Annotated in this window: 23 protein-coding genes, 1 tRNA gene and 1 other RNA gene; 13 read left to right on the forward strand and 12 right to left on the reverse strand. The window is 61.9% G+C overall.

The annotated features are described in order from the left end of the window. Positions 1–53 precede the first annotated feature (53 nt). Entirely contained in the window at positions 54–719 is a 666-nt protein-coding gene (locus tag MU551_RS15630) for a LytR C-terminal domain-containing protein (protein WP_247046154.1), read from the reverse strand. Then, positions 712–1,011, reverse strand: coding sequence for a type II toxin-antitoxin system VapB family antitoxin (locus MU551_RS15635; protein ID WP_247046156.1), 300 nt, complete (start codon positions 1,009–1,011; stop codon positions 712–714). The genes MU551_RS15630 and MU551_RS15635 overlap by 8 nt, the downstream gene beginning before the upstream one ends. Before the next feature lie 147 nt (positions 1,012–1,158). On the opposite strand from MU551_RS15635, the gene MU551_RS15640 reads away from it, so the two are divergent. Together MU551_RS15640 and MU551_RS15645 are read left to right on the forward strand one after the other, a co-directional pair. Further along, positions 1,159–2,076 (forward strand): Cof-type HAD-IIB family hydrolase, encoded by a 918-nt coding sequence (locus MU551_RS15640; RefSeq protein WP_247046158.1) that lies wholly within the window; start codon positions 1,159–1,161, stop codon positions 2,074–2,076. A 278-nt stretch (positions 2,077–2,354) separates the two neighbouring features. Next, positions 2,355–3,770 carry a stealth family protein gene (locus MU551_RS15645; RefSeq protein WP_247046159.1) on the forward strand — a complete coding sequence of 472 codons (1,416 nt, stop codon included), beginning with the start codon at positions 2,355–2,357 and terminating at the stop codon, positions 3,768–3,770. A 114-nt stretch (positions 3,771–3,884) separates the two neighbouring features. Here the strand turns inward: MU551_RS15645 and MU551_RS15650 are convergent, their stop codons facing one another. Further along, positions 3,885–4,814: a phosphodiesterase gene (locus MU551_RS15650; protein WP_247046160.1), complete on the reverse strand. Its 930-nt coding sequence runs from the start codon at positions 4,812–4,814 to the stop codon at positions 3,885–3,887. Positions 4,815–4,971: 157 nt separating this feature from the next. Beyond that, positions 4,972–6,345, reverse strand: coding sequence for a M23 family metallopeptidase (locus MU551_RS15655; protein ID WP_247046161.1), 1,374 nt, complete (start codon positions 6,343–6,345; stop codon positions 4,972–4,974). A gap of 188 nt (positions 6,346–6,533) precedes the next feature. Here MU551_RS15655 and MU551_RS15660 point away from each other — a divergent pair, with 188 nt between their 5' ends. Next, positions 6,534–7,445: an oxygenase MpaB family protein gene (locus MU551_RS15660; protein ID WP_247046162.1), complete on the forward strand. Its 912-nt coding sequence runs from the start codon at positions 6,534–6,536 to the stop codon at positions 7,443–7,445. Positions 7,446–7,544: 99 nt separating this feature from the next. Here MU551_RS15660 and MU551_RS15665 read toward each other — a convergent pair. Beyond that, positions 7,545–7,629, reverse strand: a tRNA-Ser gene (locus MU551_RS15665). A 356-nt stretch (positions 7,630–7,985) separates the two neighbouring features. Here MU551_RS15665 and MU551_RS15670 point away from each other — a divergent pair. The 4 genes from MU551_RS15670 to recR all read left to right on the forward strand — a co-directional run bounded on the left by MU551_RS15670 (position 7,986) and on the right by recR (position 12,360). Then, on the forward strand, positions 7,986–8,312 hold the full coding sequence (locus MU551_RS15670; protein ID WP_247046163.1) for a YqfO family protein: 327 nt from the start codon (positions 7,986–7,988) through the stop codon (positions 8,310–8,312). A gap of 109 nt (positions 8,313–8,421) precedes the next feature. Then, positions 8,422–8,518, forward strand: an RNA gene (gene ffs / locus MU551_RS15675) — signal recognition particle sRNA small type. Then, positions 8,517–11,639, forward strand: a complete 3,123-nt coding sequence (locus MU551_RS15680; RefSeq protein ID WP_247046164.1) for a DNA polymerase III subunit gamma and tau — start codon at positions 8,517–8,519, stop codon at positions 11,637–11,639. The genes ffs and MU551_RS15680 overlap by 2 nt, the downstream gene beginning before the upstream one ends. Positions 11,640–11,760: 121 nt before the next feature. Continuing rightward, positions 11,761–12,360: a recombination mediator RecR gene (gene recR, locus MU551_RS15685; RefSeq protein WP_247046165.1), complete on the forward strand. Its 600-nt coding sequence runs from the start codon at positions 11,761–11,763 to the stop codon at positions 12,358–12,360. Between the two features lie 95 nt (positions 12,361–12,455). Here recR and MU551_RS15690 read toward each other — a convergent pair whose 3' ends face one another. The 3 genes from MU551_RS15690 to MU551_RS15700 form a co-directional block, all read right to left on the reverse strand. Then, positions 12,456–13,556 (reverse strand): hypothetical protein, encoded by a 1,101-nt coding sequence (locus tag MU551_RS15690; RefSeq protein ID WP_247046166.1) that lies wholly within the window; start codon positions 13,554–13,556, stop codon positions 12,456–12,458. A gap of 66 nt (positions 13,557–13,622) precedes the next feature. Beyond that, positions 13,623–14,765, reverse strand: a complete 1,143-nt coding sequence (locus MU551_RS15695; protein ID WP_247046167.1) for an ABC transporter permease — start codon at positions 14,763–14,765, stop codon at positions 13,623–13,625. Further along, positions 14,762–15,829: an ABC transporter ATP-binding protein gene (locus MU551_RS15700; protein ID WP_308198315.1), complete on the reverse strand. Its 1,068-nt coding sequence runs from the start codon at positions 15,827–15,829 to the stop codon at positions 14,762–14,764. Before MU551_RS15700 ends, MU551_RS15695 begins: the two co-directional genes overlap by 4 nt. A gap of 191 nt (positions 15,830–16,020) precedes the next feature. On the opposite strand from MU551_RS15700, the gene MU551_RS15705 reads away from it, so the two are divergent. After that, positions 16,021–17,379, forward strand: coding sequence for an aspartate kinase (locus MU551_RS15705; RefSeq protein ID WP_247046168.1), 1,359 nt, complete (start codon positions 16,021–16,023; stop codon positions 17,377–17,379). A gap of 102 nt (positions 17,380–17,481) precedes the next feature. Here MU551_RS15705 and MU551_RS15710 read toward each other — a convergent pair whose 3' ends face one another. Next, the gene (locus MU551_RS15710) at positions 17,482–17,685 is read right to left on the reverse strand and encodes a hypothetical protein (protein ID WP_247046169.1); all 204 of its coding nucleotides are present in this window, start codon (positions 17,683–17,685) and stop codon (positions 17,482–17,484) included. Positions 17,686–17,816: 131 nt separating this feature from the next. After that, positions 17,817–18,044, reverse strand: a complete 228-nt coding sequence (locus MU551_RS15715) for a hypothetical protein (RefSeq protein WP_247046170.1) — start codon at positions 18,042–18,044, stop codon at positions 17,817–17,819. 192 nt (positions 18,045–18,236) lie between these two features. Between MU551_RS15715 and MU551_RS15720 the strand changes: the two genes are divergently transcribed. The 4 genes from MU551_RS15720 (at position 18,237) to MU551_RS15735 (ending at position 20,709) form a co-directional block, all read left to right on the forward strand. After that, entirely contained in the window at positions 18,237–18,701 is a 465-nt protein-coding gene (locus MU551_RS15720) for a MarR family winged helix-turn-helix transcriptional regulator (protein WP_247046207.1), read from the forward strand. Positions 18,702–18,769: 68 nt separating this feature from the next. Then, on the forward strand, positions 18,770–19,351 hold the full coding sequence (locus tag MU551_RS15725; RefSeq protein WP_247046171.1) for an SSI family serine proteinase inhibitor: 582 nt from the start codon (positions 18,770–18,772) through the stop codon (positions 19,349–19,351). Between the two features lie 4 nt (positions 19,352–19,355). Continuing rightward, positions 19,356–20,354, forward strand: coding sequence for a 3-methyladenine DNA glycosylase (locus tag MU551_RS15730; RefSeq protein ID WP_372489873.1), 999 nt, complete (start codon positions 19,356–19,358; stop codon positions 20,352–20,354). Beyond that, positions 20,338–20,709, forward strand: coding sequence for a serine protease inhibitor (locus tag MU551_RS15735; RefSeq protein WP_247046172.1), 372 nt, complete (start codon positions 20,338–20,340; stop codon positions 20,707–20,709). Before MU551_RS15730 ends, MU551_RS15735 begins: the two co-directional genes overlap by 17 nt. 115 nt (positions 20,710–20,824) lie before the next feature. Here the strand turns inward: MU551_RS15735 and MU551_RS15740 are convergent, their stop codons facing one another. Together MU551_RS15740 and MU551_RS15745 are read right to left on the reverse strand one after the other, a co-directional pair. Next, a complete protein-coding gene (locus MU551_RS15740; protein WP_281507236.1) occupies positions 20,825–23,932 on the reverse strand; it encodes a S8 family serine peptidase in 3,108 nt (1,035 codons plus the stop codon). A gap of 513 nt (positions 23,933–24,445) precedes the next feature. Beyond that, positions 24,446–24,631, reverse strand: a complete 186-nt coding sequence (locus tag MU551_RS15745) for a hypothetical protein (protein WP_247046175.1) — start codon at positions 24,629–24,631, stop codon at positions 24,446–24,448. A 320-nt stretch (positions 24,632–24,951) separates the two neighbouring features. Between MU551_RS15745 and purS the strand changes: the two genes are divergently transcribed. Beyond that, the gene (purS, locus tag MU551_RS15750) at positions 24,952–25,203 is read left to right on the forward strand and encodes a phosphoribosylformylglycinamidine synthase subunit PurS (protein ID WP_247046177.1); all 252 of its coding nucleotides are present in this window, start codon (positions 24,952–24,954) and stop codon (positions 25,201–25,203) included.

The raw sequence follows: 25,203 nt of genomic DNA on the forward strand, positions 1-25,203 counted from the left end.
ACGTCTAGCCTGCAGGGAACCGTCGAAATGGAGCTGGGGGCCAGCCCGCAGGGTCAGCCGGCCGGCGGGACAACAGGCCACTTGGAATCGTCCACGATGCGCCGGGTTTCCCGCGGGCAGCTGAGCTTTCCTGGTGTCTGGTCAACAAGTTCCGGTGGCGTGAGTGCCTTGTAGTCGTTGGTCAGGATGACATCCACGCTTGCGTCCGTCCGGTTGTCCTGGAAGTAGTCGGAGCCCGGCAGGTTGCGCTGGACAGTAAAGGCGGCTGATTGGCCGGCCGATCCCGACACGACCGCGGCAACGCCACGGAACCCTGTTTCCTGGTTCCCCACGTTTCCGACGACGAATTTCCGGGCCAGGAACTCGTCCGCAACGGTCCTGGCAAGTCCGGCGCGGCTGGTGCCGTTGAAGACATTCAGATTCACTTTTTCATTCGGCGTGTAGTCGTGGATGGCCGTCGGGCACAGCGTCACCGGTTCCTTGCTGGGCTCCGCCGTCGCGATGGTGACCTGCCCTCTCATGATGGCCACGGCCACCACCACTCCGCTGGCGATAAGCGCCATGAGCAGTACCAAGACCACGCCGTGAATGATCCTCCGGCGCACCCTGATGGGCTTCGATTGGCGCTCGTCATGTTCAATTAGCGTGGCCCGCAGTTCGGGGCCTGTCACCACGTGGTGCCCGTGGAGTAGAGACGGATCGTGCGGTTTCTTAGCCATCTATCACCAGCACGCGGGCGTGAATGGCGTTCCGCTGATGAAGTGCGGTTCGGACTGCCCGGTGCAGCCCGTCCTCCAGGTACAGCACGCCCCGGTACTCCACCACGTGGGGAAAAAGGTCACCGAAAAACGTTGAATCCTCGGCCAGCAGGGCTTCAAGATCCAGGGTCCGCTTGGTGGTCACGAGCTCGTCGAGGCGGACGGGGCGCGGAGGAAGAGCAGCCCATGCTTTGGGCGTGTTGTAACCATGGTCGGGGTAAGGGCGTCCCTCGCCCACAGCTTTGAATATCACTCTGCAAGCCTATGGAAGAAGCAGCTCCAACGGAATGAGTGACCCTCGCCGCGGACAGGTTGTAGCCAAACAGTGACCATTCCTCATGGGTGCAACGTTCGTCGCGCAGAACGCATCTCGTACGGGTCGGCTGACACAATGGGTGGCATGACTGTACCCGAGACTCCCGTGGCCGCTGCCCCGCCGTCGACTCCCCCACTGGCCCTGCTGCTCGACGTCGACGGTCCTGTGGCAAGTCCTGTCACCCGCAACGTCAAGGCGGAAATTATTGAGGACCTCGTCGCCCTGGCCACCGCCGGAATTCCGGTCGTTTTCAACACGGGCCGCTCGGATGCCTTCATTCGGGAACAGGTCATGGTTCCCATGATCGCCGCCGGGATCCCTGCCGGAACCATCATCCATGCCATCTGCGAGAAGGGGGCCGTCTGGTTCAGCTACACCGCCGACGGCCCTGGCCCCATCCATGTGGACCGGGAGCTGGCCGTTCCCCAGGCCTACGGTGACGACGTCCGTCGTATGGTGGCGGAGGACTACGCCAGGCATATGTTCTTCGACGAGACCAAGCGGGCAATGGTTTCGGTGGAACAGCACATAGACGTGCCCAGTGCCGATTATCTTGATGAACAGAAACTCTTCGACGCGGATGCCATGGAGCTCATGGTCAGGCACGGCCTGGGTGTCGTTCGGCTGGACCACCATGAACCGGATTCGGACGACCAGGTGGACTACCGCGTGGATCCCACCATCATCTCCACGGATATCGAGTCCATCCGCCTGGGCAAGGATCTGGGGGCAAGCCGGGCTGTTGAGCTGTTGGCGGCCCAGGGCATCACGCCTCAGGCGTGGCGGACTGTCGGAGATTCCCGGACCGACTACGCCATGGCCGACTGGCTCCACCACAATGACCACCCTGTGAAGCACGTGGACGTCCGTCCGGCGGACGGCGTTCCTGAGAAGCCGTACGAGATCCTCACCGCTGAGAACCTGGGGCTTGACAGCACAGTCATTCACGACGACGCCGGGGGTGCTTTCCTGCGCGGCTGGCGGGAGGCACTGACCACCTGAACCCGTACTTGCCGCCCAATCGATGTTTGACTCGCGTTTTTTGTTCTCCGTTATTATGCAGGTAGAACCCCTCGTATTAAACAGCTCGGAGAATCGCCATTACAGACGCACTGGTCCAGGATGAGATCTACTACGGCAGCCAGCCATCCGACGATGTCCGGAGCCATCCGGAAATAACGTCGCCGGCTGCTGTCGCCCGCCTCAAGAACCGCCCCGATGTCATCAGGCACAGGGGCCGTTATGCCCTCATCAACTCCAACCGGACGCCGTATCAGGCGATGGTGGAGGATCTACTGTTCCTGCGCAATGTGCTGGCGTCCGCCGGTCTGGACTATCTGCTGGTCCGCGGCAACAATGACCGTCCGGTCATCGCCCTGGATTGGAAGGACCGCAAGACGCTCCGTTCCGCACTCGTCGAAGCCTGCCTGGATGAGCCTTTCTATTCCATGACAGTGGACGCCAAGAAAAAGTCCTCAGTGCTGGTCGCGGATGGAGAGTTGTCCACCAACCGCCAGGCGAGGATCTTCCGCATGTACCGTCCGCGCGTTGAGCCTGAGGGCGGCTTCGAATTCGGCGCCTCTGCAGGCGTACAGCTGGAACTGTGGAGCTTCGAAGGCAACCAGCTGATCCTGCCGATCGAGAACTCGCTCACCAGGCGCACACTGCTAACACAGGACGCAGTCCGCGGCACCGTGGAGCGGTATGGCCACACCTGGCCCACTATCGAAAACATGTTCGCGGACCATGCAAGCGATATCAGCTTTGACATCGACATGGTGTTCTCCTGGGTGGACGGCAACTCCCCGGAGTACATCGCCGCCCGGCGTGCCCGGATGGCGGGAGCCGTGCTGGGCGAGGGTGATGACCACGAGGCCCGGTTCAGGCAGATCGACGAGCTGAAGTACGCTCTCCGCTCCGTCTACATGTTCGCGCCCTGGGTGCGGCGGATCTTTATTGCCACTGACTCGCCGGCACCTGCCTGGTTGGCAGACCACCCGACGGTCACGATCGTGCGCAGCGAGGAATTCTTTGCTGACTCGTCCGTGCTTCCCACGCACAACTCCCAGGCAGTCGAGTGCCAGCTGCACCACATCGAGGGCCTGTCCGAGCACTTCCTGTATTCCAACGACGACATGTTCTTCGGCCGGTCAGTGGCACCGGACATGTTCTTCACGCCGGGGGGAATCACCAAGTTCATCGAAGCAGAGACCCGTATCGGCCTGGGTGATAACGACGCCGAGCGCAGCGGCTTCGAAAACGCCGCTCGGGTCAACCGGAAGCTTCTCTGGAACCGCTTCGGCCGGATCACCACCAGGCATCTGGAACATACCGCAGCCCCTCTGCGGCGTAGCGTGGTGGCCCGGATGGAGAAGGAATTCCCTGACGAATTCACCAAGACGGCGGCCAGCGTTTTCCGGGCGGCCGACAATATCTCGGTGACCAACTCCTTCTACCACTACTACGCGCTGTTGACCGGCAAGGCCACCACACAGACAGCCGCCAAGGTCCGCTACATCGACACCACTGTCCGGGCAGGGCTGAACTATCTCCCCAAGCTCTTGGCCAAGCGGAACATGGATTTCTTCTGCCTCAACGACGGCAGCTTCCCTGAGGTCCCCGCGGATGAGCGCGCCGACATTGTTACTGACTTTCTGGAAAACTACTTCCCCATCAAAGCACCCTGGGAGAAGTAAGCCGCCCAGCAATCCTCGGGAACGAGTTGGCAGGCAATGCCCTCAAATGTGAATTTGAGGGCATTGCCTGCCAGTTCGCGCGGGTCGAGCGGGATGGAAGCCCACTGGGCTATGTCAGGGGCTGGTGACGACCTTGGGCTTCGTAACTCCCTGGGTTTTTGCCTTTTCGGGGATTACGATGCCGGCTGCTGCGAGCCGCTTCCGGGTATCCTCCGCGCTGACGAATTCACCAACAGTGGGTGTCTGCCCCAGCGGAACCACGGAGTGAACGATGGTGTGTTCATAGACATGGACCAGATTGAATGCCTGTCCGCCGTCCCTGCCGCGGGAACCACCGACGGGAACGTTCAGGTCCTGGGTGTAGCACGTCGCTGAGGCGACGGACACAGGAATCCCGGCGAAGCTGGCCGTAGTGGAATAGTGCAGGTGGCCGGCCAAAATGGTGCGTACATCCGAGCCACGCAGAACTGCGGCCAAGGAAGCCTGATTGCGCAGTTCCACGAGCACAGCAAGGTCCAGCACGGACGGGACCGGCGGGTGGTGCAAAGCCAATATGGTGCCATCCGGGGCCGGCGTTTCCAGCTGGTCGGTAAGCCACTCGAGCTGGGCCGGACTTAGTTCGCCGTGATGGAAGCCCGGCACGGAGGTGTCCAGGGTGATGACGCGGAGCCCGTTGATGTAGTAGCTGCGGTCTATCGGGGAGTCATCTGCAGGCTGATCCAGCAGGCCGGTGCGAAAATGGGCCCGGTTGTCGTGATTTCCCATGGCCCAGATGACCTGTGCGCCCATGGCCTCGCAGGCCGGGTCAACGATGGCCCGGAGCTTGGCATAGGCCTCCGGCTCCCCCTTATCGGCGAGGTCTCCGGTAAAAATGACCGCTTCAGGACGCACGCCCGAAGCCTGTACTTCCTCGAAGAGCTGGGCCAGAAGGGATTCACTGTCGATCGCGCCGTAAAGGGGTTCGGGACCTCCCATCAGGTGGGGGTCGCTCAGGTGGAGTAGAAAATGACGTGGCCGGGGGTGTTCGGCCTCGATATGCTCCATTACTGCCTTCGTGGTTGGTTGGAAGCGGCGCTCCCAGTGTCCCTCTCAGTAATCTTTATCCAACCAGACTTAAGGCAAACAATGTGCAAACTCCGGTTGGCATGTTGAATAATCCTGATTTATTGGCCTCCGCAGGGATCAGACATTCGTTCGCTCGCTAAGGGGTAGGGGTGGCTACTGGCTCCAGGGTCAGCGTCGGTTGGACGGACGCCAAGGCAGTCGCCTCCAACGTCGGCGAAGGCACCGGCCCCGTCGGAGTGCTCGGCCCTGCCGCCGCGCTGACCGTGGGCGTCGGAGTGGGCTCAACAGTCGCCGCCGGCGGCGTGGACTCCGTCGGCGTCGGCTCGGTCAGTGTCAATGTTGGTGTCGGCTCTGTCGGTGTCAGTGTCGGCGTCGGCTCTGTCGGTGTCAGCGTCGGCTCTGTCGGCGTCGTGGGTGTGGGAGTCGGCGTCGTGGGTGTAGGCGTGGGCGTGGGAGCTGGAGTTGTCGGAGTGGGTGTAGGCGTCGGTGTGGGAGCCGGTGTCGTCGGTGTGGGAGTCGGCGTCGGTGTCGGTGTTGGCTCCGCGGGCGAAGGACTCGGTGAAGGCGAGCTGGGATCCTGGCCTGCTGTACCGTCGCCAGAACCGGGATCAGAATGGTCGTGTCCGCCGTCAACTTCGTGCGCGCCATCCGCCGCTATGGGAATCGCCCACTGGGGAGTTTCGGCGCCATCGGGATGCTTCTGGCCTGGTGCGTAGCTGGCCATCTCAAGGAAGCCGAGGTCGTCCATCTGCTTGGTGGGCAAAAGCTTCCAGTCGGCCGGATTGGCATGCTTTCCGTTGAGGATGGTCTCAAAGTGGAGGTGGCAGCCTGTGGAGGAACCTGTAGTTCCCACGCGTGCAATGACTTCACCGACCTGGACGGATTCCCCTTTTTTGACCGCGATTGCCTCAAGGTGGTTGTAGGTGGTGATCAGGCCATTGCCGTGATCGATCTCCACCCTGTTGCCGCCACCCCAAAGATGCCAGCCTACGGCCCGGACCACGCCGGCGTCGGCAGAATAGACGCGGGTGCCGCAGGGAGCCGCAAAATCCTGCCCCCAATGGAATTCGCCGGGCATACCGGTCAGGGGGCTCGTGCGGAGACCGAATGGTGAGCTGGGAACCAAAACCTCCAAGGGAGCCATGAGGGAACCGGCCGGAGGGCGGCGCATGTCCTGGATGGCGACATTCAGTTCATGCTTGCCGTCTTTGGACGTTGTCCTGACAATGGAGCGGCTAAAGGAAACAAGGGCGGCAGGATCGGCGGTAAAGCCGACGGGAGCATGAATGACTTCTCCCTCGGCGGAACCCCCCGCGCTGGCAGCGACGCCGGACCCCTCTGCTGCCAGTGCCGCCGTCGGGACCGCTGGTCCTTGACTTCCGGGACCCTGGACCCCAAAGGCCAAGCCTGCCAGGCCAACGGTAACTGTTGCTCCCAAAATACGGACAGCAAGGGCGCAAGGGCCATTGGACCGGCTGCCCGGCCCGGTTGCTGAAGCGTGATTTCCCACTCAAGGACTCCCAAAAGACTCGGTCCGCGAACCCCAAACCTGCGGACTTACTAACCAATGGGACCACAGGGCATAGAGCCTGTGAACCCTGACGGGCCAAAATCCGCTCAAGCTTAGAGAACTTTGCGGAACTCCTGAGGTTATCTTGCGAATCCTACTGAGAATAATTGATTGAGTGAGAATAGAGCATGCGTAACATCCTCAAGGAGTGGCAGGCTGAAATCAGACGCACTCTGAACGGCAATCCGGTATCACTTCCCGAGTGGGTGCCGCGGCTGGCGGAGGGAAATGACCCCGGCTACTTCACTCCGGACTCCGCTGTCTGGACCGTGCACGGATCCATGAGCACTATCGTCGCCGGCATCCGCGCGCTGCTGATGCAAACGCTCCATCCCGGCGTGTTAGCCGGCGTCCGCGAACACTCCCACTACCGGGAGGACCCGCTGGGGAGGCTTGCCCACACCATCCGATGGATCATGACTGTCACCTACGGTTCAACCGCAGCAGCCAGGGAAGCGTCAGATTGGGTACTCAGACTGCATGAGCAGGTTCGCGGCGAATATGTTGACGGACACGGCCAAGTCCGCACCTACTACGCGAATGATCCTGAACTCCTCCGCTGGGTTCATATCGCCTTCACTGATGCCTTCCTGGAAACCCACAAAATCTGGGGCGGTCCCATCCCGGGAGGCCCGGACGCTTATGTCCGCGAGTGGGCCCAGGCTGGTCGACTGATGGGAGCGGAGGCGCCTCCGGTCAGTGAAGCCGAGATGAAAAAGCAGTTGGACAGCTGGTTCGACGCCGGGGACTTACGTTTTGATGACGCAGTCAAGGAGACTGTTGACTTTATCCGGAATCCGCCGCTTCATCCGATGCTCAAACCCGGATACCGTGTGCTCTTCGCCGCTGCCGTTTCCAGCCTTGAACCAAAGTACCGGGAGCTCTTAAGGCTGCAGCCCGCACGTCTGGGTCCCCTCCCTCTGCCGGTGCAGCTGGCGACGCATGTAACTCTCGGCGTCGTGCATCTCGCACTGGGACGTCAGGCGCCCAGCGAGCAGGCAGCCCGGCGGCGGCTTCGGAGATTGGGATATGAAGGATGAAGCGGCTGAGGTTTCCCGGCTCTGGCGCTTGATACAGGAAGCAGGGAGCGAAACGCACGGGAACGCAAAAGGCCCCGGTCCGGGACCGGGGCCAAAACGCGGAGAATGGGGGATTTGAACCCCCGAGGGCGTTAACCCAACACGCGTTCCAGGCGTGCGCCATAGGCCGCTAGGCGAATTCTCCAGTAGCTTCTGAATCAAAAGCAGATACTAGACTACCTGAACTTTTCGGCATCACCCAATTGGCGAAATTGGATGGATTTCGCCCCTTCTTTGGACTGCAGCTGCGGATGGCTGGAGGGGTGGCCTCGGGATCGTGACCGACTTTAACGTCAAAATGGACGCCCCCAATGCGTCCACTCCACGGCATCACCGTTGAGCTACTGGGTCCGACCCCCACGCCAGGCCCAGTGACTCACAACCTCGAGATTGCCCCAATCGGTTTACATACGCAATGGTGCGCCGTCCGCCAAGGATAAGCAAGACATTTCTGAGCGGGTCTGCTGGCACGGGAAAGATCGTCGCTGGGATGATGGGTCCATGCCGCGATTACACGCCCTGGTCACCTATGTACCGGAGAGCCATGCCGATGCCGTTCTGACCGCAATCGGAGACGCGGGCGCGGGCAGGATCGGGAACTATTCCCATTGTTCATTCACCGTCCGGGGCATGGGGAGGTTCACTCCCCTCGACGGCGCTGAGCCTTTCGTTGGCGCTGTTGGCCAACCCGAGCACGTTGAAGAAGTCCGGGTGGAATGCGTTGTGGAAAGCGAAAAGCTCGACGGCGTTGTGCTGGCACTGCGCGCTGCCCACCCTTATGAGGAACCCGCCATGATGAGTTGGCCGGTGGACGGCCACACCGGCTGAGGCGTCGTGAGCTCCGTGGACTTTGCTACGAGCGCCACCATGCTTCTGTTCGTCTACCTCGGGGTGGGACCTTCGATTTGGCGACGTCAAAACTTCAGGTAAAGTTGCTGACGGCCCCTCATGTGGCGTCATCCTGTTGAACTCCCCCAGGACCGGAAGGTAGCAAGGGTAAATGGGCTCTGGCGGGTGCATGGGGGGTCTTTTATGTCTGTCCCGATTGGTAGGGTTTTCTCTGTGACTGTTACTACTACTGCCCTCTACCGTAGATACCGCCCTGACTCGTTCGCGGACGTTATCGGGCAGGAACACGTCACCGAGCCGCTGATGACGGCTTTGCGGAAGAACCGCGTCAATCATGCATACCTTTTTTCGGGTCCGCGTGGCTGTGGAAAAACTACCTCCGCCCGCATTCTCGCCCGCTGCCTTAACTGCGCCCAAGGCCCCACCGATACACCGTGCGGAAAGTGCCCCAGCTGCATCGAGCTAGCCCGGGGCGGAGCAGGTTCCCTTGATGTGATCGAAATCGATGCTGCCAGCCATGGTGGTGTAGACGACGCCCGGGATCTCCGCGAACGTGCCACCTACGCTCCTGTGCGGGACCGCTACAAGATCTTCATCATCGATGAGGCCCACATGGTCACTTCGGCCGGCTTCAACGCATTGCTCAAAATCGTGGAAGAGCCACCCGAGCACATCAAGTTCATCTTTGCCACCACCGAGCCGGATAAGGTCATCGGCACCATCCGCTCCCGCACGCACCACTACCCCTTCCGGCTGGTTCCGCCAGAGCCGCTCATGGCCTACCTCGAGTTGCTTTGCAAGCAGGAGAATGTTCCGGTAGCTCCCGGGGTGCTCTCATTGGTCATTCGCGCCGGGGGCGGATCAGTACGTGACTCACTGTCAGTCCTGGATCAGCTCATGGCAGGCGCCGGCCCGAACGGTTTGGACTATGAGCTGGCGGTGGCGCTCCTCGGTTACACGCACGCATCCCTTCTTGACGACGTAGTCGATGCCATAGCAGCTTCGGACGCCGCCACGGTCTTCCGTGCCGTGGACCGCGTCATCCAGACAGGTCACGATCCCCGCAGGTTTGTGGAGGACCTTCTGGAAAGGTTCCGCGACCTCATCATCGTGAAGGCCATGCCTGAAAGTGCGCAGTCCATCCTCAGGGGCATGCCTGCGGACCAGATCGCCCGCCTCCAGAATCAGGCCCACAATTTGGGCTCCGCCGAGCTCTCCCGGGCAGCGGACGTAACGAACACGGCACTCACCGAAATGACAGGTGCCACGTCGCCGCGCCTGCATCTGGAGCTGCTCTGCGCCCGGATCCTTCTTCCCAGTGCCGAACAGACCGAACGTGGCATCGCTGCACGCATAGATCGCGTTGAGCGCAGGCTGAGCTTCGCCGGAAACGATCCCGCAGCCGCTGCCGTTTCCGCCCCTGCTGCGATTCCCTCAACGCCCTCAGCCGTTTCCCCTTCACGCGCAGCCACAGCTCCTGACAATCCTCCTGCTGTTGATGCCGCTGCGGCCTCTGGCGCCCGGCAACGCCCGGCAACAACCCCTTCCGAGCCAGCGGCAGTTCACTCTGCCGCTGCTCAGGTTGCAGCTCCTCAGGCTGCCGCTGCTCAGGTTGCCGCAGCCCCCCCGCCTGAGGCAGCGCCTGCGGTTCCAGCGGTGCCTCCCGTTGAGGCGTCAGCAGGATCCGCCGACGCCGGGGCCGCGTCTCCGGCTATACCGTCCAGGGGAACGACTGGCCCGGCTGCCCGTGCAGAGGCCCCGTCTGCGGCGGCCGGCACCCGGCCGGGTGGCAATTCTTCGGACGTCGAGGTTCTGCGCCGGGCGTGGCCGGAGATCCTGCAGACGCTGACCAAAATCAAGCGCAGCACCTGGGCTTTGGTTGAACCCAACGCCCAGGTTGCCCGGTTTGATGGCCAGGTACTCACCATCGCCTTCACCACCTCGGGGTTGGCGGGCGCCTTTGGCCGGGCTGACCACTCCGACAACCTGCGTCAAGCCATCCACAAGACCATCGGCATCGACTGCCAAATCGAAGCTGTCGCTGGCGGTACCAAGAGTGCAGCGAGCGCTGAGCCAAACCCAAAAGCGCCTACTAACCGGGACCTTCCGGTAGCGTCCACTGATGCTGACTGGGGCCTCGATCCTGCTCCGGACCCAGCTCCGGCTGCGGCGCCCGTTCCTGTACCCTCTGCTGCGACTGTCGCTGCGGCGCCCGCTCCTGCCGTGGCGAATACAGCCCTCCAGAACGAACCCTCGTCACGAGCGTTCGATCGCGAGAGTTCAGTCAACCCTGAAACGAAGCCAACGGTTGCCGGAACGGTTCCTGAAAATATCCCTCCGGCAGAGGCAAACGCGCCAGCATCGCCGGGGTACTCATCCACAAGCGGTTCACGTGGCCCCGCTGCCGCAAATAACGGTGCCGCGATCACCAGCGCGCCTGATTCGGCAGGCTCCTACTCCTATCCTGATGACGACTGGGGTCCGCCCCTCGACGAAGACGCTCCGCCACTGGACGATGAGCCCCCAATGGATTGGGAACCTCCCGCGGAACCCGGACACCACATAGCTGCCCGGCAGCAGGCCCCTGACGCTGTTACCAAGCCGGCGCCTGGCCGACCTGCATCCTCAAAGGCTGCAACTACTGGCCGCGAGGCAGCTTCTGAAGCAGCGCGGCCGGCCACAAGCGACCCCTGGGCACATGCACACGAGCAGGCTCCGGGTGTTTGGGTCATCGCGGCAGAGTCCAATGTGGGTTCCGGTTCCCAGAGTGGATCACCAAATTCACCAGCGTCTGCGGCTGCGTCCCTGTCAGCACCCGTCACTGCTGCAAACACCGAAGCCAAGCCGGCCGCTGCCACCCCGCGGTACGAGCCGGCCGCGGCACAGGTCCCCCAGCCCGCGCAGGTCCCCCAGCCGGTGGGAGCCATGGCTGGACCGGCAGGTGCTACGGCAACTTCGCCTGCCCCTGCGAAGAAGCCCGCAATGACCACCAGCTCGCAAACTGGAACCAAAAGCGCACCTTCGGCCTACACAGTCTCGGCAGCAACGTCGCCGGGTGAAACAGCCGTCCGGCAAAGCTTGTATCAACGGCTGTCCAGCAGCCCGGAGGCCGAGGCCGGCCGGGCGAAAGCTCCTGCACGCACGGCTGACACCGGCGCGGCCTTCGTCCAGGACGTCCCCAGCGCTGACGATGAAACCATCGAAGAATCCGGAGTCTTTGGCCGGGCCGCCGTCGAGCGTATTCTGGGCGGAAAGCTCGTGGAAGAGCGCTCCCTGGATGGCAGTCCCCTCCCGCCGCGCTTCTAGTTCCCGGATCTCCGCGTTTCCAAGAGCCAGTACCTGATAAGCGCCGGGTGACGCATCACCAGCATTATCCATCCGAACGAAATCCATCCAAGCGAAACCGATCCGAACAAACGAGGACTTAGTGTACGAGGGTGCAGTTCAAGAGCTCATCGATGAGCTGGGGCGGCTGCCTGGCGTCGGTCCGAAGTCTGCCCAGCGGCTGGCATTCCACATCCTCGAGGCGGATCCCCAGGATATGAAGCGACTGGTGGAGGCGATCACCACGGTCAAGGAACGCGTGAAGTTCTGCACGGTGTGCGGAAACGTCACCGAGCAGGAGCTTTGCAACATCTGCCGCGATCCTCGACGGGACCCCTCGGTGATCTGCGTCGTCGAAGAATCAAAGGATGTACTCGCCGTCGAACGAACGCGGTCCTTCCGCGGCCGGTATCACGTGCTCGGAGGAGCCATCAATCCCATTGCCGGGATCGGCCCCGAGCAGCTGCGGATCCGCGAACTGCTCACCCGGCTTAACGACGGTGCCATCCAGGAAATCATCATCGCCACTGATCCCAATCTTGAAGGTGAAGCGACGGCCACGTATCTGGCGCGCATGCTCAAGACCATCGGCATCACTGTCACCAGGCTGGCATCGGGACTCCCGGTGGGTGGCGACCTCGAGTACGCCGACGAGGTCACGCTGGGCCGTGCCTTCGAGGGGCGCCGAAACGCCCTCAGCTAACGGGCCGGCCCTCAGCTAACGGGCCGGCTCTCCGATTTCGGGGACGCCTTCAGCTGGCTGGGGTGCCCGGCCTGCAGATGACCCGTTGTCACTGGTCAGGAAGATAAGAGCCATTCCCGGCGCCGTGAAGCCGCTTGGCCGGCAAGCAGCAGAGTGCTTGCCATAGCTATTTGAGTGCCGAGCCCAGTGAGGGCGAGAGGAACCTGAGCTCCAGTTTCCCCGTGCTCATTCGCCCCGGCAGTTGCAGACCCCACGCATGGAATCTGTGTCCCCGCCGCTGCAGCCTCAAGCTCAGCTGGCAGCCAGCCCAGCGAAGCGGTGTCAGGGGATGTCTCCCCGGCAAACAGGGCGAAAATGAGCAGGGGGTGCGAAACCCCCAACCAGATGATGCGTTCCGTGTGGAAGACCTCAACGATGCCTGAGAACTCCGGTGAGCACTCGAAAGAGGCGACCCTGCCAAGATCGTCGCGATGGACATTGATAACAACCCGGACTGGTTCGTACTGCCGCACAGCCGGAAGTAAAGCGATCACGGCGGCGACGTTCCCGAGCAGGAGAAAGCCCGTCACCGACCAGGCAAGCACCTGTCCTCCCCTCCCTGGCAGCCACCATGCTGCACCGGCAGCTATGCCGCCGAACACGAAAGACTCAAACACCATTACCACCGCCGAGACTCCTGCAAGCCCGGCAGGTGCGTTCGAGGCCGTGGCGAGAATGAGCAGTCCCGCTGTACTGACAATGGTGAAGACCAGGCCCCGTGCCGCAGCGAAAAACCATGCGTAGAGGAAGCCACTAGTACCACCCCCATCTGCCGTTCCAGGGCCAGATAAGCCCCAGAGGAAGGCAAGCAACGAGGCTCCCAGCACCAGCAGCGCGGCAGTGAGGATATACGCCCAGAAGTGGGCGTCAGCGGTGTAAGTCCCGCCGGTCACAAGCCCAATGACCAGGAGGACGGCACTGGCCCACGAGAGCAGGAAGACAGCGAGCACCTGCAACCAGAATCTGAGACTTCGAACTGACGCCCAGCAGTCAACGAGCGCCTGGCGTAAAGCAACAGCAGCTGCGCCTGGAGCACCGGCCGCAACATTCCGGCCATCCCCCGGGCCGAGTCCCTGGCCCCATTGGGAACCCTGGGCTTCCTCCCCGATCAGTTCATAGACCGGCTCGGGTTCGTCCTTCTCCTTGTCCTGGGTCACGTTCCAATCGTGGGCCTGTCGCCGCGGACTGTCCAGCAATCGAACCCACCAGCTGGGCAAGAAGGCTCAGGCGATGCGGGTTCCCCGAGCCAGCTTCCGGGCCGGGGTAAGGAGAGAACGCCAACCCAGCCAAATGAGCAGCCCGGCAACTATCAGCTGGAGCCCCAGCCCAAGGGGCCACATCGGTGTCGTCTGGCTAAGGTAAGGGTCCTGCGGTTCACCGTTGGCACAAGTGTAAGAACCCTCCGGACCGGCCACAGCATGACGTGCAAGTTGGCTGATGCCCTCGAGGGTGCCCGTACCCGAGAAAACATCACCGCCAGTGCGGACTGGATAGGGAATTGCATCCGCCACCACTACATAGGGATTCATGGCGAGCAGCCAGGCCACACGCTCCGTGCGCGGCACTCGCTGCTCCTGCAAGGGGCCACTGCAGGTGTAGGCCGGAGGGGCGGAGGGGCCTTCGGGGACGAGCGGGCTGGAGTTGGGGTAGTTCGGCTGGTTGGCCATAACTGTTCCCTGCGTGAGACCCGTGCCGAGGCCAAAGGAGATGACGGTGCCGAAAACCAGCGCGGCCACGGCGAGGTAGGTAGTGACAATGGAAAACAGCGGACGTGCTGTCAGCGCTGAAATTCCCACGCCCACGGCGCACACAATGCCCACTTCGACGGTGAGCATCAGCAGGGAAACGATCACATGCCCCGGTGTCAGACCACCCTGCACAACGCCGAAAATCAGGAACGGGGTGCTGGTGACGAGGAAGGCAAGGGCAGCCAGCCAGGCGGCGAAGAACTTTCCCCAGAGGATCTGCCCGGGTGTGAGGAGGGTGACCTGAAGGATGGCGAGGGTTCCGCCGCTGCGGTCCCCGTTGATGGCATTCGCCGAGAGGGCAGGTGCCACCAGCAAGGCAAAGAGCAACACGAAGGCCAGCACGACCTCAAAAATCATGGAACCCGGGCCTGTTGGCCCGGCAACGTAACCAAAATCGGGGCCCTGGGTGCGATAGGCCTGGCTGGCGTTCCAGCTTGCCCACGTCAGCCACGTCACCAGGGCTGTCAGCAGGAACCAGATTCCCAGCATGATGTACCAGCCGCGGGACCTCAGCCGCTGTTTGAGTTCGAGGACTATGACGTCACGGATACCGGCGGCATACGCCGCGGCATTCATGCCCGTTGATGTGTTCTGCGATCCGCTTATTGTCTGGCTCATCGCTGTTCCACCTCAAGGGTCATGTAGGTTTCTTCGAGTGCTCCGGACGCCGGTGCGAACGAAAGGACGGGGACTTCGGCCAGGACGACTTCCCTCAGGAGCCGCGCGGCGTCGCCGTCGTTCATCAACATGAGGCTGACCGCCGGCCTCCGGCCGTTTTCAATGCGGAAGGCAAGTCCAAGCTCGGTGAGCTTCCCGGAAAGTGATTCGGTGTCGACGGCGGAAATCGCGTAGCGCCGTCCGCGTGCCGTGGCTTCCTCCACAGTTTGCTTGTTGACCGTGCGGCCCTGGTTGACGAAAACTGCCCCGTCAGCGATTTCATCCAGCTCGCTGAGGACATGCGAAGAGACAACAATCGCTTTGCCTGCTTCGGCGAGCTCCCGCAGCATGATGCGCAGTTCCACCCTTGAACCAGGATCAAGGCCTGACGCGGGTTCGTCCAGCAGAAGCACTGAAGGGTCATGGATCAGAGCCCGGGCCAGGCTCAACCGTTGTTGTTGTCCGCGCGACAGAACCCGTGCGGGCTGGTCAGCGAGGTCAACCAACCGAACGAGGCCAAGCAAGTCAGCCACCCGGTCGGGTATCCCGTGCTTGGGCAGGCGGTAGAAACGGCCCATCTGGGTCAGGATTTCACGGGCCGTCAGTGACTCCCACACCCCTAGGGTGTCCGGCATCCAGCCCACTCTTCGCCTGACCTCAGCACGCTGGGTAGCCGGGTTCAGTCCGTCCACCGTAATGGTTCCGGAATCCGGGGCCAGCAGCGAGGCCAGCATCAGCAACAGGGTGGTCTTGCCTGCACCATTGGGCCCGATCAAGGCTGTCACTTTGCCCGCTGGCGCGTGAAAATCCATATGCTCGACGGCGTGAACTGAGCCGAAGCTCCGACTCACCCCTTCGGCGATAATTCCGCTTACTGGATCCGCATCGAGTGGCCCATCGATGGATGGGACCTCTCTGATGCGGCCAGCTGCTGCCTGACTGCCGTCGTTATCCCTGCCCTGCTGCACTTGTCCCCCAACAATTTTTGTGACCCCTGGACTGTCTGAAAGCTGCAGTGCTTCCAAGACACAGGTGATCCATGGTCATTCGATGCTACGCGGGAAGTCACCCGTGATCTCGTCCGCCGCGGCCACCATTCGGTCACAATTCAGCGCCGGACCTCCCCCGGCGATAAACTGACCCAATAAGGTACGCCGTCGTGCCACTATGGCCGTCTGGCCTTCAGAAACCCGATTAATCCAGTGAGGGTGCGCGCATGAGTATGCCCACTACCGAAGTGAATACCGAGTCACAGTCACAAGGACTGCCCCACAACACTGCCGTCACCAAGCAGTTGATCGTGCAAAAGTTCGGCGGCTCCTCGGTTTCCGATGCGGACGGCATCAAGCGGGTGGCCAAGCGTGTGGTGGATGCGCAGGAGGCAGGCAACGAGGTGGTGGTTGTGGTCTCCGCGATGGGCGACACAACCGACGAATTGCTGGACCTTGCTTCCCAGGTGACCGATTCGGCGCCCGCCCGTGAAATGGACATGCTCCTCTCGGCCGGCGAGCGGATTTCCATGGCTCTGCTGGCAATGGCGATCAACAAACTCGGAGCCTCCGCGCAGTCATTCACCGGCTCACAGGCCGGCATGATCACCGACGGTATTCACGGTAAAGCCCGCATTATCGACGTCGATCCCCACCGGATCCGGACCGCCCTCGACAAGGAACACATTGCCATCGTGGCAGGTTTCCAGGGCATGAGCCGCAGCACGAACGAAATCACCACCCTTGGCCGCGGCGGTTCCGACACCACCGCTGTTGCCCTGGCCGCAGCGCTGGACGCAGACGTCTGTGAGATCTACACCGACGTCGACGGCATCTACACAGCGGATCCGCGGGTAGTCCCCGCCGCCCAAAAGATTGACCGTATCTCCAGTGAGGAGATGCTGGAGCTGGCAGCCTCGGGCGCAAAGATCCTTCACCTGCGTTGCGTGGAGTATGCCCGACGCTTCGGCGTTCCGCTGCATGTCCGTTCATCTTTCAGCCAAAACGAAGGCACCTGGGTCATGCCCGGTGCTGATGACAAGATCACGACTCAAGAGGGAGTTGCCTTGGAGCAGCCAATCATCTCCGGCGTTGCACACGACCGTTCAGAAGCAAAAGTCACTGTGGTCGGTGTTCCGGACATTCCCGGCAAGGCCGCGGCGATCTTCCAGGTCATCGCAGACGCGCACTCCAACATCGACATGATCGTGCAGAACGTCTCCACGCACGGCACCGGCCGCACCGACATCTCCTTCACACTTCCCATTGTTGAAGGCGCGGATGCTCTGAAGGCACTGCATGCCGCCCAGGCCGAGATCGGGTTCGAGAGCATCGAATACAACGAGAACGTCGGCAAACTGTCGCTGATCGGGGCGGGCATGCGCTCACACCCCGGTGTCTCGGCCACCTTCTTCAAGGCGCTATCCGACGCCGGCATCAACATCAACATGATTTCCACTTCAGAGATCCGCATCTCGGTGGTGACCCACGCTGACCTTCTGGATGACGCGGTGCGCGCAATCCACAAGGCGTTTGATCTGGACAGCGAAGACGTGGCAACCGTGTACGGCGGCACCGGGCGCTAACCCGGATTCGCCTCCCGTCCAGCTTCACCCTCTGTATATCGAGCTCAAGAATCACAAGAGAAAGCACCGGCTGCCTGGCAGCCGGTGCTTCTTTTTCAGGTTTCACGTACCGTCTTTGCGAACGGCGTAGTGATGGCCATGGGAATCTGTTTCGACCTCAAAGTGGGCCAATTCCTCCTCCGAAGCCCTCTCGAATTCGTCATGCTTGTGAACAACGGGCGAATCAAAATCTCCGCGAGTGGCAGGGCCGAAGAAGAACCTAAGCCTCTCCGTCACGTTGATAAAGCCGTTCATTACGCGAGCCACAATTACCACCCCCTTCCCCGCATTCCCGGTCCGGCAGTACTCCTGCTGTCTGGCGGTTCCAGTGAGCCAATTTTACGCCCGGAGAACCTAAAAAGCCCCCGGAGTCACGATCTTGCCGGCCGGGCGGAGGGCTACCGGAGGGATTTGTCGCCGGGGTTTTTGGGGACGACGTAGGTGCTTCCGTCCGGGCGCTTTACCGTTTCCCACTGTTGGCTCTCGGCTTCGCGGCTGGCCAGCAGTTTCTTGTTCTCTTCGGTCATTTCATGGGAAAGGGAACTGCGATTGGCGGGGCCGAAAATCGCCCGCAGCTTTCCGGTGGCACGCATAAACCTCTGTGCCGGGTTTTCTTTTGCCGCCATCTGAAATCCTCCAGGTTTTGTCTTCGTGCCGCATGCAGTGCTTACCATAAGTGTACACTAATCATTAGCACCCTAACTATTAGGAGGATCATGAAGCAGGAGCTTGCAGCCGGCCCTGGCCAGGTGACCCATGGCCAGATCAGCGATACGCGGGCCAGCGATGGGCCCGCAGCCGACGTGCCGGCAGCCGGGATGCAGGCCGTCGATGACGACCTCCTCCTTTTGGAGCATCAGTTGTGCTTCGCGCTCACTGTGGCAGCACGCAATGTGGTGGCCGCGTACAAGCCGGTGCTCGAGAAGCTGGGGTTGACCCATCCGCAGTATCTGGTGATGTTGTGCCTTTGGGAATCCAGCCCGCGGACTGTTCGGGGCATCAGCGACGCCCTGAGCCAGGAACCGGCCACCATCTCCCCATTGCTGAAACGCCTGGAAGCCGGCGGCCTGATCACGCGTGGCCGGGCCGTCGGAAACGAGCGTGCCCTTGCAGTCCAACTGACAGCCAAGGGAGCCGCGCTGCGCCAAGAGGCGACGGCCGTGCCCGGCGCCATGATGGCCCGGCTCGGCCTGACCAAGCAGGAGGTTGCTCAGCTCCACGGGTCAATGATGGACCTGATCAAAGCATCAGAGGAGCCAGCGGCAGATGCAGTAGCGGACTGAGCTGTCGCGTCAACCGCGTCTGCCGAGATACGCAGCGATAGAATAAGGAAAACAGAGGAGAACGGGTAATGCGCAAGGGGCTGATCCACGGGGTACTCGCGGTGTTGGCTGCCGGCGCTCTGGCAGCCTGTTCCCCAGGCGGGGGAACGGCAGGTCCCACGCCGACGGGGACGGCCTCGAGTGGCACTCCTTCTGCTTCGGCTCCGCCTTCGACTCCCGCCACGCCCACAGTCCCACCCGACGTTGAAACTACCCAACCGGCACCGTCTCCACCCTTGGAATCCCCGTTAGGTACCGTGCCCGGGCAAGGCAATGCGGAACTTGCCATCGTGGTGACCCCTTCGGATACTGAATCGGCCATCAATTACACGCTGGTGTGCCAGGACGGAGTGCCTGCCTCGGAAAGTAAACATCCCACTGCCGAGGCCGCCTGCACAGCGCTCAAGAATCAACCTTCGATTCTGAATCCGCCGGGCCGCAGTACCGATCGTGCATGCACCCAGCAATACGGCGGCCCGCAGCGCGCCATGGTCACCGGGATCGTCGACGGAACCCCCGTAGAAGCAAACTTCGCCCGCACGGACGGGTGCGAAATTGCGGCCTGGAACGCTGCCGGGGATGTTTTGGGCCCCACCGGCGGAGCCCTCTAGCGCCATGCAATTCCCTCAGGCCAACTGGCCGCAGCAGGAGCATGTGCTGTCGCCCGGCAACTGGATGGCCCGCGAGGCAGCCCATCAGTTGCGGGTTCGTCAGTACTCCGAGCCGTACCTTTCCCGCCGTTCCGCCGGGCGAAAGCACCCGGTGGAGGACTTCCTTTTCACTTACTACACCCAAAAACCGGGCCAGCTGATGCGCTGGCACCCGGGGGACGCCGTCGTACTTTCCGGGCCGGAGGCGCAGGCGCGCGGCGGCTGGAAATACTACCGGCAGCTCGACGACGGCGAACTCGCCGCAGCAGGGCTGCCGGCAGGGAGTGTCGCTCTGGCTTTCGACCGGGAGTCATTCCTGCAGGACAGGTTCGAGGCGGTGCAGTTTGCCGGCATTATCCTCCAGGGGACTGCGCTCCGGCCGGGTCAGTTCGGCTGTTTCGGACTCCATGAATGGGCCATGGTGTACCGGCAGGACAAGTTCCAGCTCCGCCACGAATACCTCCAACTGCGGCTCGGAAGTGCAGGAACTGACCGTGTGGTGGAGGAAAACCGGATCCGCTGCTCGCACTTTGACGCCTTCCGCTTCTACACTCCCGACGCCGTTCCACTGAACGAGCTTGCTCCAAGCCGGGAAAACCAGCGGTCCATGGAGCAGCCAGGTTGCCTGCACGCCAACATGGATCTCTATAAATGGGCATATAAACTCTCCCCTGCGCTGCCCAGCGAACTGGTGATGGACTGTTTCGAACTGTCCTGGCGCGTCCGGGCCATGGATATGCAGGCCTCGCCCTACGATCTCGAGCAGTGGGGCTACCCTGCAATCCGGATCGAAACCGCCGAGGGCAAAGCCCAATACGTCGAGCACCAAAGGGCTTTTTCGGCTGAAGCCCAAGCGTTGCGCGGACGGCTCGCGGAGGCACTGAAACCGTTGCTTGAAGCTGCCGGTGAGATGTCCCCGCCCGCAGCTCAGCCATCCGGGACAAAACGTGACCGCTCTGCCTGAAGCAACCGAAGTGGATCTGACGGCAAAGGTGAGCCGTCTGCCAGACGGCGGGGAGAACACCTTCCGGCTTCTCGTCCGCAATGGATCCATTTCTTCCGAGTCCACGGTGCCGGACCCCGGCGCCGCGCTGACCGCCGTCGAACGGTTCGGTGAGAAGATCTTCTTCGCCGTGCGCCGGACAGACATGATCTGCACGCAGCAATACGGCGGTCCCCAGGTTGCGCTGGTGACCGGCGTCCTCCATGGACGGCAGGTCCACAGCAGGTTCAGCCTCACTGACGGCTGTGAAATCGCCCGCTGGCGTGCCATGGAGCCGCTGCTGGGCGGAGCGGCCTCCCGTCGCGGCCTCGTCTAGCTCCTTCCATGTACCCCTACAAGAAACCGCTTAGAAATAGCTCACCAAACAGAACGTCCCGGGCAGCATGCGCTGCCCGGGACGTTCCCTTGCTCTAACCTGTTCGAGTTACCTTCTAGACGCCCGGCACCGCATCAACGGACGACGTCGTCAGGCCACCGGCCGGAGCTGCCGCGGAGGCAGCACCGACCTTGACGCTGACCCACGTTGTGATGCCGTTGGGGCCCAGGTTCAGGCGGGCCAGGTACGAACCTTCGGCCAAGCCGGACCAGTTCACCGTGGCGGTGGTCGGGGTGCCGTTGGGTGCGACGATCGGGTTCGGGCTTACCGTCAAGTTCCCCGCGTCACCGGCAAGGGAGACAGCCTGAACAGTGGCCGTCGCAGCACCGTTCTCCGGAGTGGAGTATAGGTTGGCGACGATGTAGTAGGTGCCAGCGCGGGGGGCGTCCAGGTCCAGGAACTCGCTGGCGGACGCCGTCGCCACCTGTGTGGGCTCGAGACCTCCATTGCCGTCGGGCGCGTAGACCACCATGTCCCAGTCGACGTCCTCGCTCTCGGCCTGGATACCCAATCGGGTGAATTCCGTGCCTTCCGGAACAGTCACCGCAATCACCGCGTTGTGCTCGTCATTCCTGGGGGCGAAAGCGCCGGGTGTCTTGGTGATAATGGTTTCCGCCAAGGGTGCCAGTCCTTCCACGCCTACGGCAATGGGCGAGTCCGAACCGGAAACCAGGTCAAGAGTTCCGCTCCCTTCTCCTGTGCTGGAGCTGAAGGAGAACGACGGCGCGATCTGAGCGTCTACCGGACGGATCGCGATGGGCGAGCTGACGGTCCTCGGTCCCTTCCAGGTGAGCGTGCCAGTGCTGAACTTACCCATGGGAGCACTGATGTTCCGGATGGTGATGGTGACTTCGCGGGTTTTGCCGGCCTTGGCGAAGTTCAGGACCTGCGGCTCAACGTGAACATCGAATCCAGGCATGTTCACTTCAGGGGTGTACTGGCCCGGGACCAAAGCAGTCAGCTGGCGCTTGACGGTAACTTCTCCGACCAGGCTGCCCAAGGCGATGGACGGCAGGTTCAGGTCGCGTGCTCCAATACTGCCGGCTTCAGGCGATCCAGTCTCCATCCCTTGGCCGTTGAGGAACGCGAGCCAATCCTTGACGCCCGAGTTGTAAACCAACCCTGGATCGAGGACCCGGGTTGAGTCAATGTGACCGGCACCGCCTGCAAACGGATCCTTATTCGGTGAGCCATCAGCATTCACCAGCGGGTAAGCCGTTGTCATCATTGCTGACTTGACCATCGACGGGGTCCACTTCGGCTGCTTGCTGAGCACCAAAGCACCGAAGCCAGCGATGTGGGGGGCAGCCATGGACGTACCGGACATAAAGCCGAACTGGGCTCCTGCATTGCCGATCGTGGATACGCCGGCCAGGACGTTGACTCCGGGAGCCGAGACATCCGGCTTAAGCAGGTCTCCACCGGAGGCCAGGCTTGGCCCGCGGGAGGAGAACCCGGCAATCTGGGGAACGGCCGGCAGCGGCTCACCGGTGAGGTCACCCTGGACGAGGCTGACGGTCAGTGCCGGGTTGGCGGCCAGCTTGGACTTGAGCTCAAGGCTCTTGGGTGCGTTCACGTGGACGGTGGGCAACACATGGTTGTCAGCGTCCTCAGAACTGGCGGTCAGGTTGACCAGGATCATGCCCACACCGCCTGCCCTTTGAACTTCCAGGCTCTTGAATGTGCGGTCGATGACGCCACGGTCACAAACCACAACCTTCCCCGTCACCTTCGCTGCATCCAGTGTGTCCGGACCGCAAAGGTTGGCCGTAGTGGCTCCGGCAGCCGCAGCGTCGGCCGCCACAACTACGGGAGCATCCTTGACCTCGGTCTTCATGATGGAGGCACCGCGGTACAGCGAGCCGTCGGAAACCTTGACCGTTCCCAGCAGTTCGCTCGGGAAGGTGGAGGCTGCAACAGTTGTGAGCCAAGGGGCTGCATGGTTGACCGTCGAGGCCGTGGGGCCCGAGTTCCCTGCCGAGGCTGAGACGAAGACTCCGGCCGCTGCAGCGTTCAGGAATGCGAGGGAAACCGGGTCAGTGGTGCTGTTGGTGTTTCCTGAAATAGAGTAGTTCAGCACGTCAACGCCGTCCTTGATGGCGGCGTCGATGGCGTCAATGGAGGCGGAGGAGTAGCAACCGCCGGTGTCAGGATCATCGTCTTCCCAGCAGATCTTGTAGACAGAAACCTTGGCAGCAGGAGCAACGCCGGAACTCTTTCCGAAGCTCTTGCCGTCGATCGTTTGTTCGACATTGGCGTTACCGGCGGCAGTGGTGGCAGTGTGCGTGCCGTGGCTGCCGACGTCGACCGGTGAAATCAGTTCCTCGGGGGCGCGGTGCTCCGGCTCCACGCCTTCCAGGAACGCATCCGCGAAGTAGCGGGCACCGACGACTTTGGAATTGCAGAGGCTGCCGTCAAAGGCAGCTCCGGATTCGATGCCCCTCTGGCATTCGCCCTGGAACGTGGTGCCGTCGGACTTCAGCATGGCGATCCGGCCATCCGCAGTCCGGTAGGGAACACCTACTTCTGCCTTCCCCTTAAGGGGCTGCACTGCTTCGCCGGCAAGGAACGGGTTGTCAGGGGCATAACCCGAATCGATAACACCCACCACGACGCCCTTACCGGCGTTGGCTTCGCCGCCAAACTGCTTGGCCCACACACCATCAGGTCCGGTGAGCTTCAGGAAATCGGTGGTGGTGTAATCCGGAGCGTTCTGAATATCGGGGGCAACCTTAAGCACTTTGCTGTCTTTTGCCAGGTCGGCAGCCTGCTCGGCGGTGAGCTCGGCAACAAAGGCGTTCAGGGCGGCCGTGAACTGTTTCTGAGGCGTAACTCCCTCCTGCGCCGCGACCTCCCGCTGTGACTTCCGCAGGTGGGCGTCGTAGGCCTTGTAATTCTGGCCCTCCGCATCGAGTTTGCGGCCCTGCTGTGGTTTTGTGGCGGGCAAGCCCGCTGTTCCGCCTTCATAGGCGGCCGCTGCCTTTTCGGCAAGCACCACAATGTACCGGCCATCCTGGTAAACGGTAGGGGCGTCGTTCTGGGTGGCTGCGCCGGGAGCTGCTGGCACCGCTGTAGCGGGGCTGACAGCGACGGTTCCAAGGAGCAGCGGAAGGCCAAGGGCTAACGCCGTTGCCTTCCGAATTCCTCTACCCCTGTTACCCATCGGGGTGCTGTGTCGTGGTGATTTCACGGGTGGGTGAGACCTTTCATGAGGAATGGTCCGGCGTCGCCGGTCTCAACAGGGCTGGGACCAGCAACTCGATGACAGTTCCTGTAATCAGAGTGAGACCAGCCCTGTCAAACAGTACAGACTGATAGCTGAATATGACATAGCGCACACGGATTTCGTAGCCGTTTTGTCATCTGCAATAGGGCGCCACGAAAGGATGAAAAAGTGGACCGGGGAATAACAAGCGGGTGGCTCCCCCCAGTGAGAACCACCCGCGCCTGTTGGTTGCCTGCATCGCTGGTTCGTGCCCTTTGGCAGCGTCGCCATGAATGGAGGGAGAAACAGCACGCTATAAATCAGACAACCGGCTTTTTAGGCCCGCGCATTCACGCTGCAACATCAACGCTTGCCGGGCCACGTGCCGATACGAAGAAAAATACCATTGACGCAGGGAATTTACCCGCGGAATAGAACATTTAAAAGTTTTGGAGACCATTTTTCAGGAAACTATTCCCGCGGTGTCCTCACTACATCACTGATCCATGCCCGCGTTTTCTCGTCCATGTCACCGGCGACATTCGTTTGCCGGGCAGCGCGGTCAGCCTTCAGTTTCTGAAAAACCATGCGTCCAAGTCCCGCGAAAACTGCGGCAGCCATGATGGGCAATAACAGGGATTTCGGCCTATCAACCATGGCGCAATCCTAGTGACCGGCCAGGGGCAAGGCCAGAGCCGCCGGCGGCTCACGTTTAAGGCTTGGAGCCCGTGAGCAGTTCCGTGATCACCCCGCTATCCGCCCACGGACACGTTCTGGCCTGTTCACACTCAACCGCCCGAATACGGCACGAGCCTCTATGCCCGGTAGACTGGGCTAGCAAGCTCGCGGAGCGCCCTTTTCACGCTTTTTTGGTCTGTCCAGTCAGGCAGTCTGTCCAGTCAGGCAACAGCGGAACGGCGTGAGACGGCACCCCTCCGCTGCGCCCTTACCCAATGCTCACGCACAGGAGTTACCGGATGCCCCGGATCGTTGTTGACGTCATGCCCAAACCCGAGATTCTGGACCCGCAGGGGAAGGCAATTGTGGGTGCACTCCCCCGGCTGGGTTTCACCAGCTTCAGCTCTGTCCGCCAGGGCAAGCGCTTTGAACTGACCGTGGACGGTGAGGTGACGGATGCCGTCCTCGCACAGGCCCGTGAAGCTGCCGAGACGCTTCTGTCCAACCCGGTGATCGAGGACGTCGTCAACGTCGAGGTCGTCGAGGCCTGA

Origin of the sequence: Arthrobacter rhizosphaerae, from assembly GCF_023062595.1 — a bacterium.
Lineage (GTDB): Bacteria > Actinomycetota > Actinomycetes > Actinomycetales > Micrococcaceae > Arthrobacter > Arthrobacter rhizosphaerae.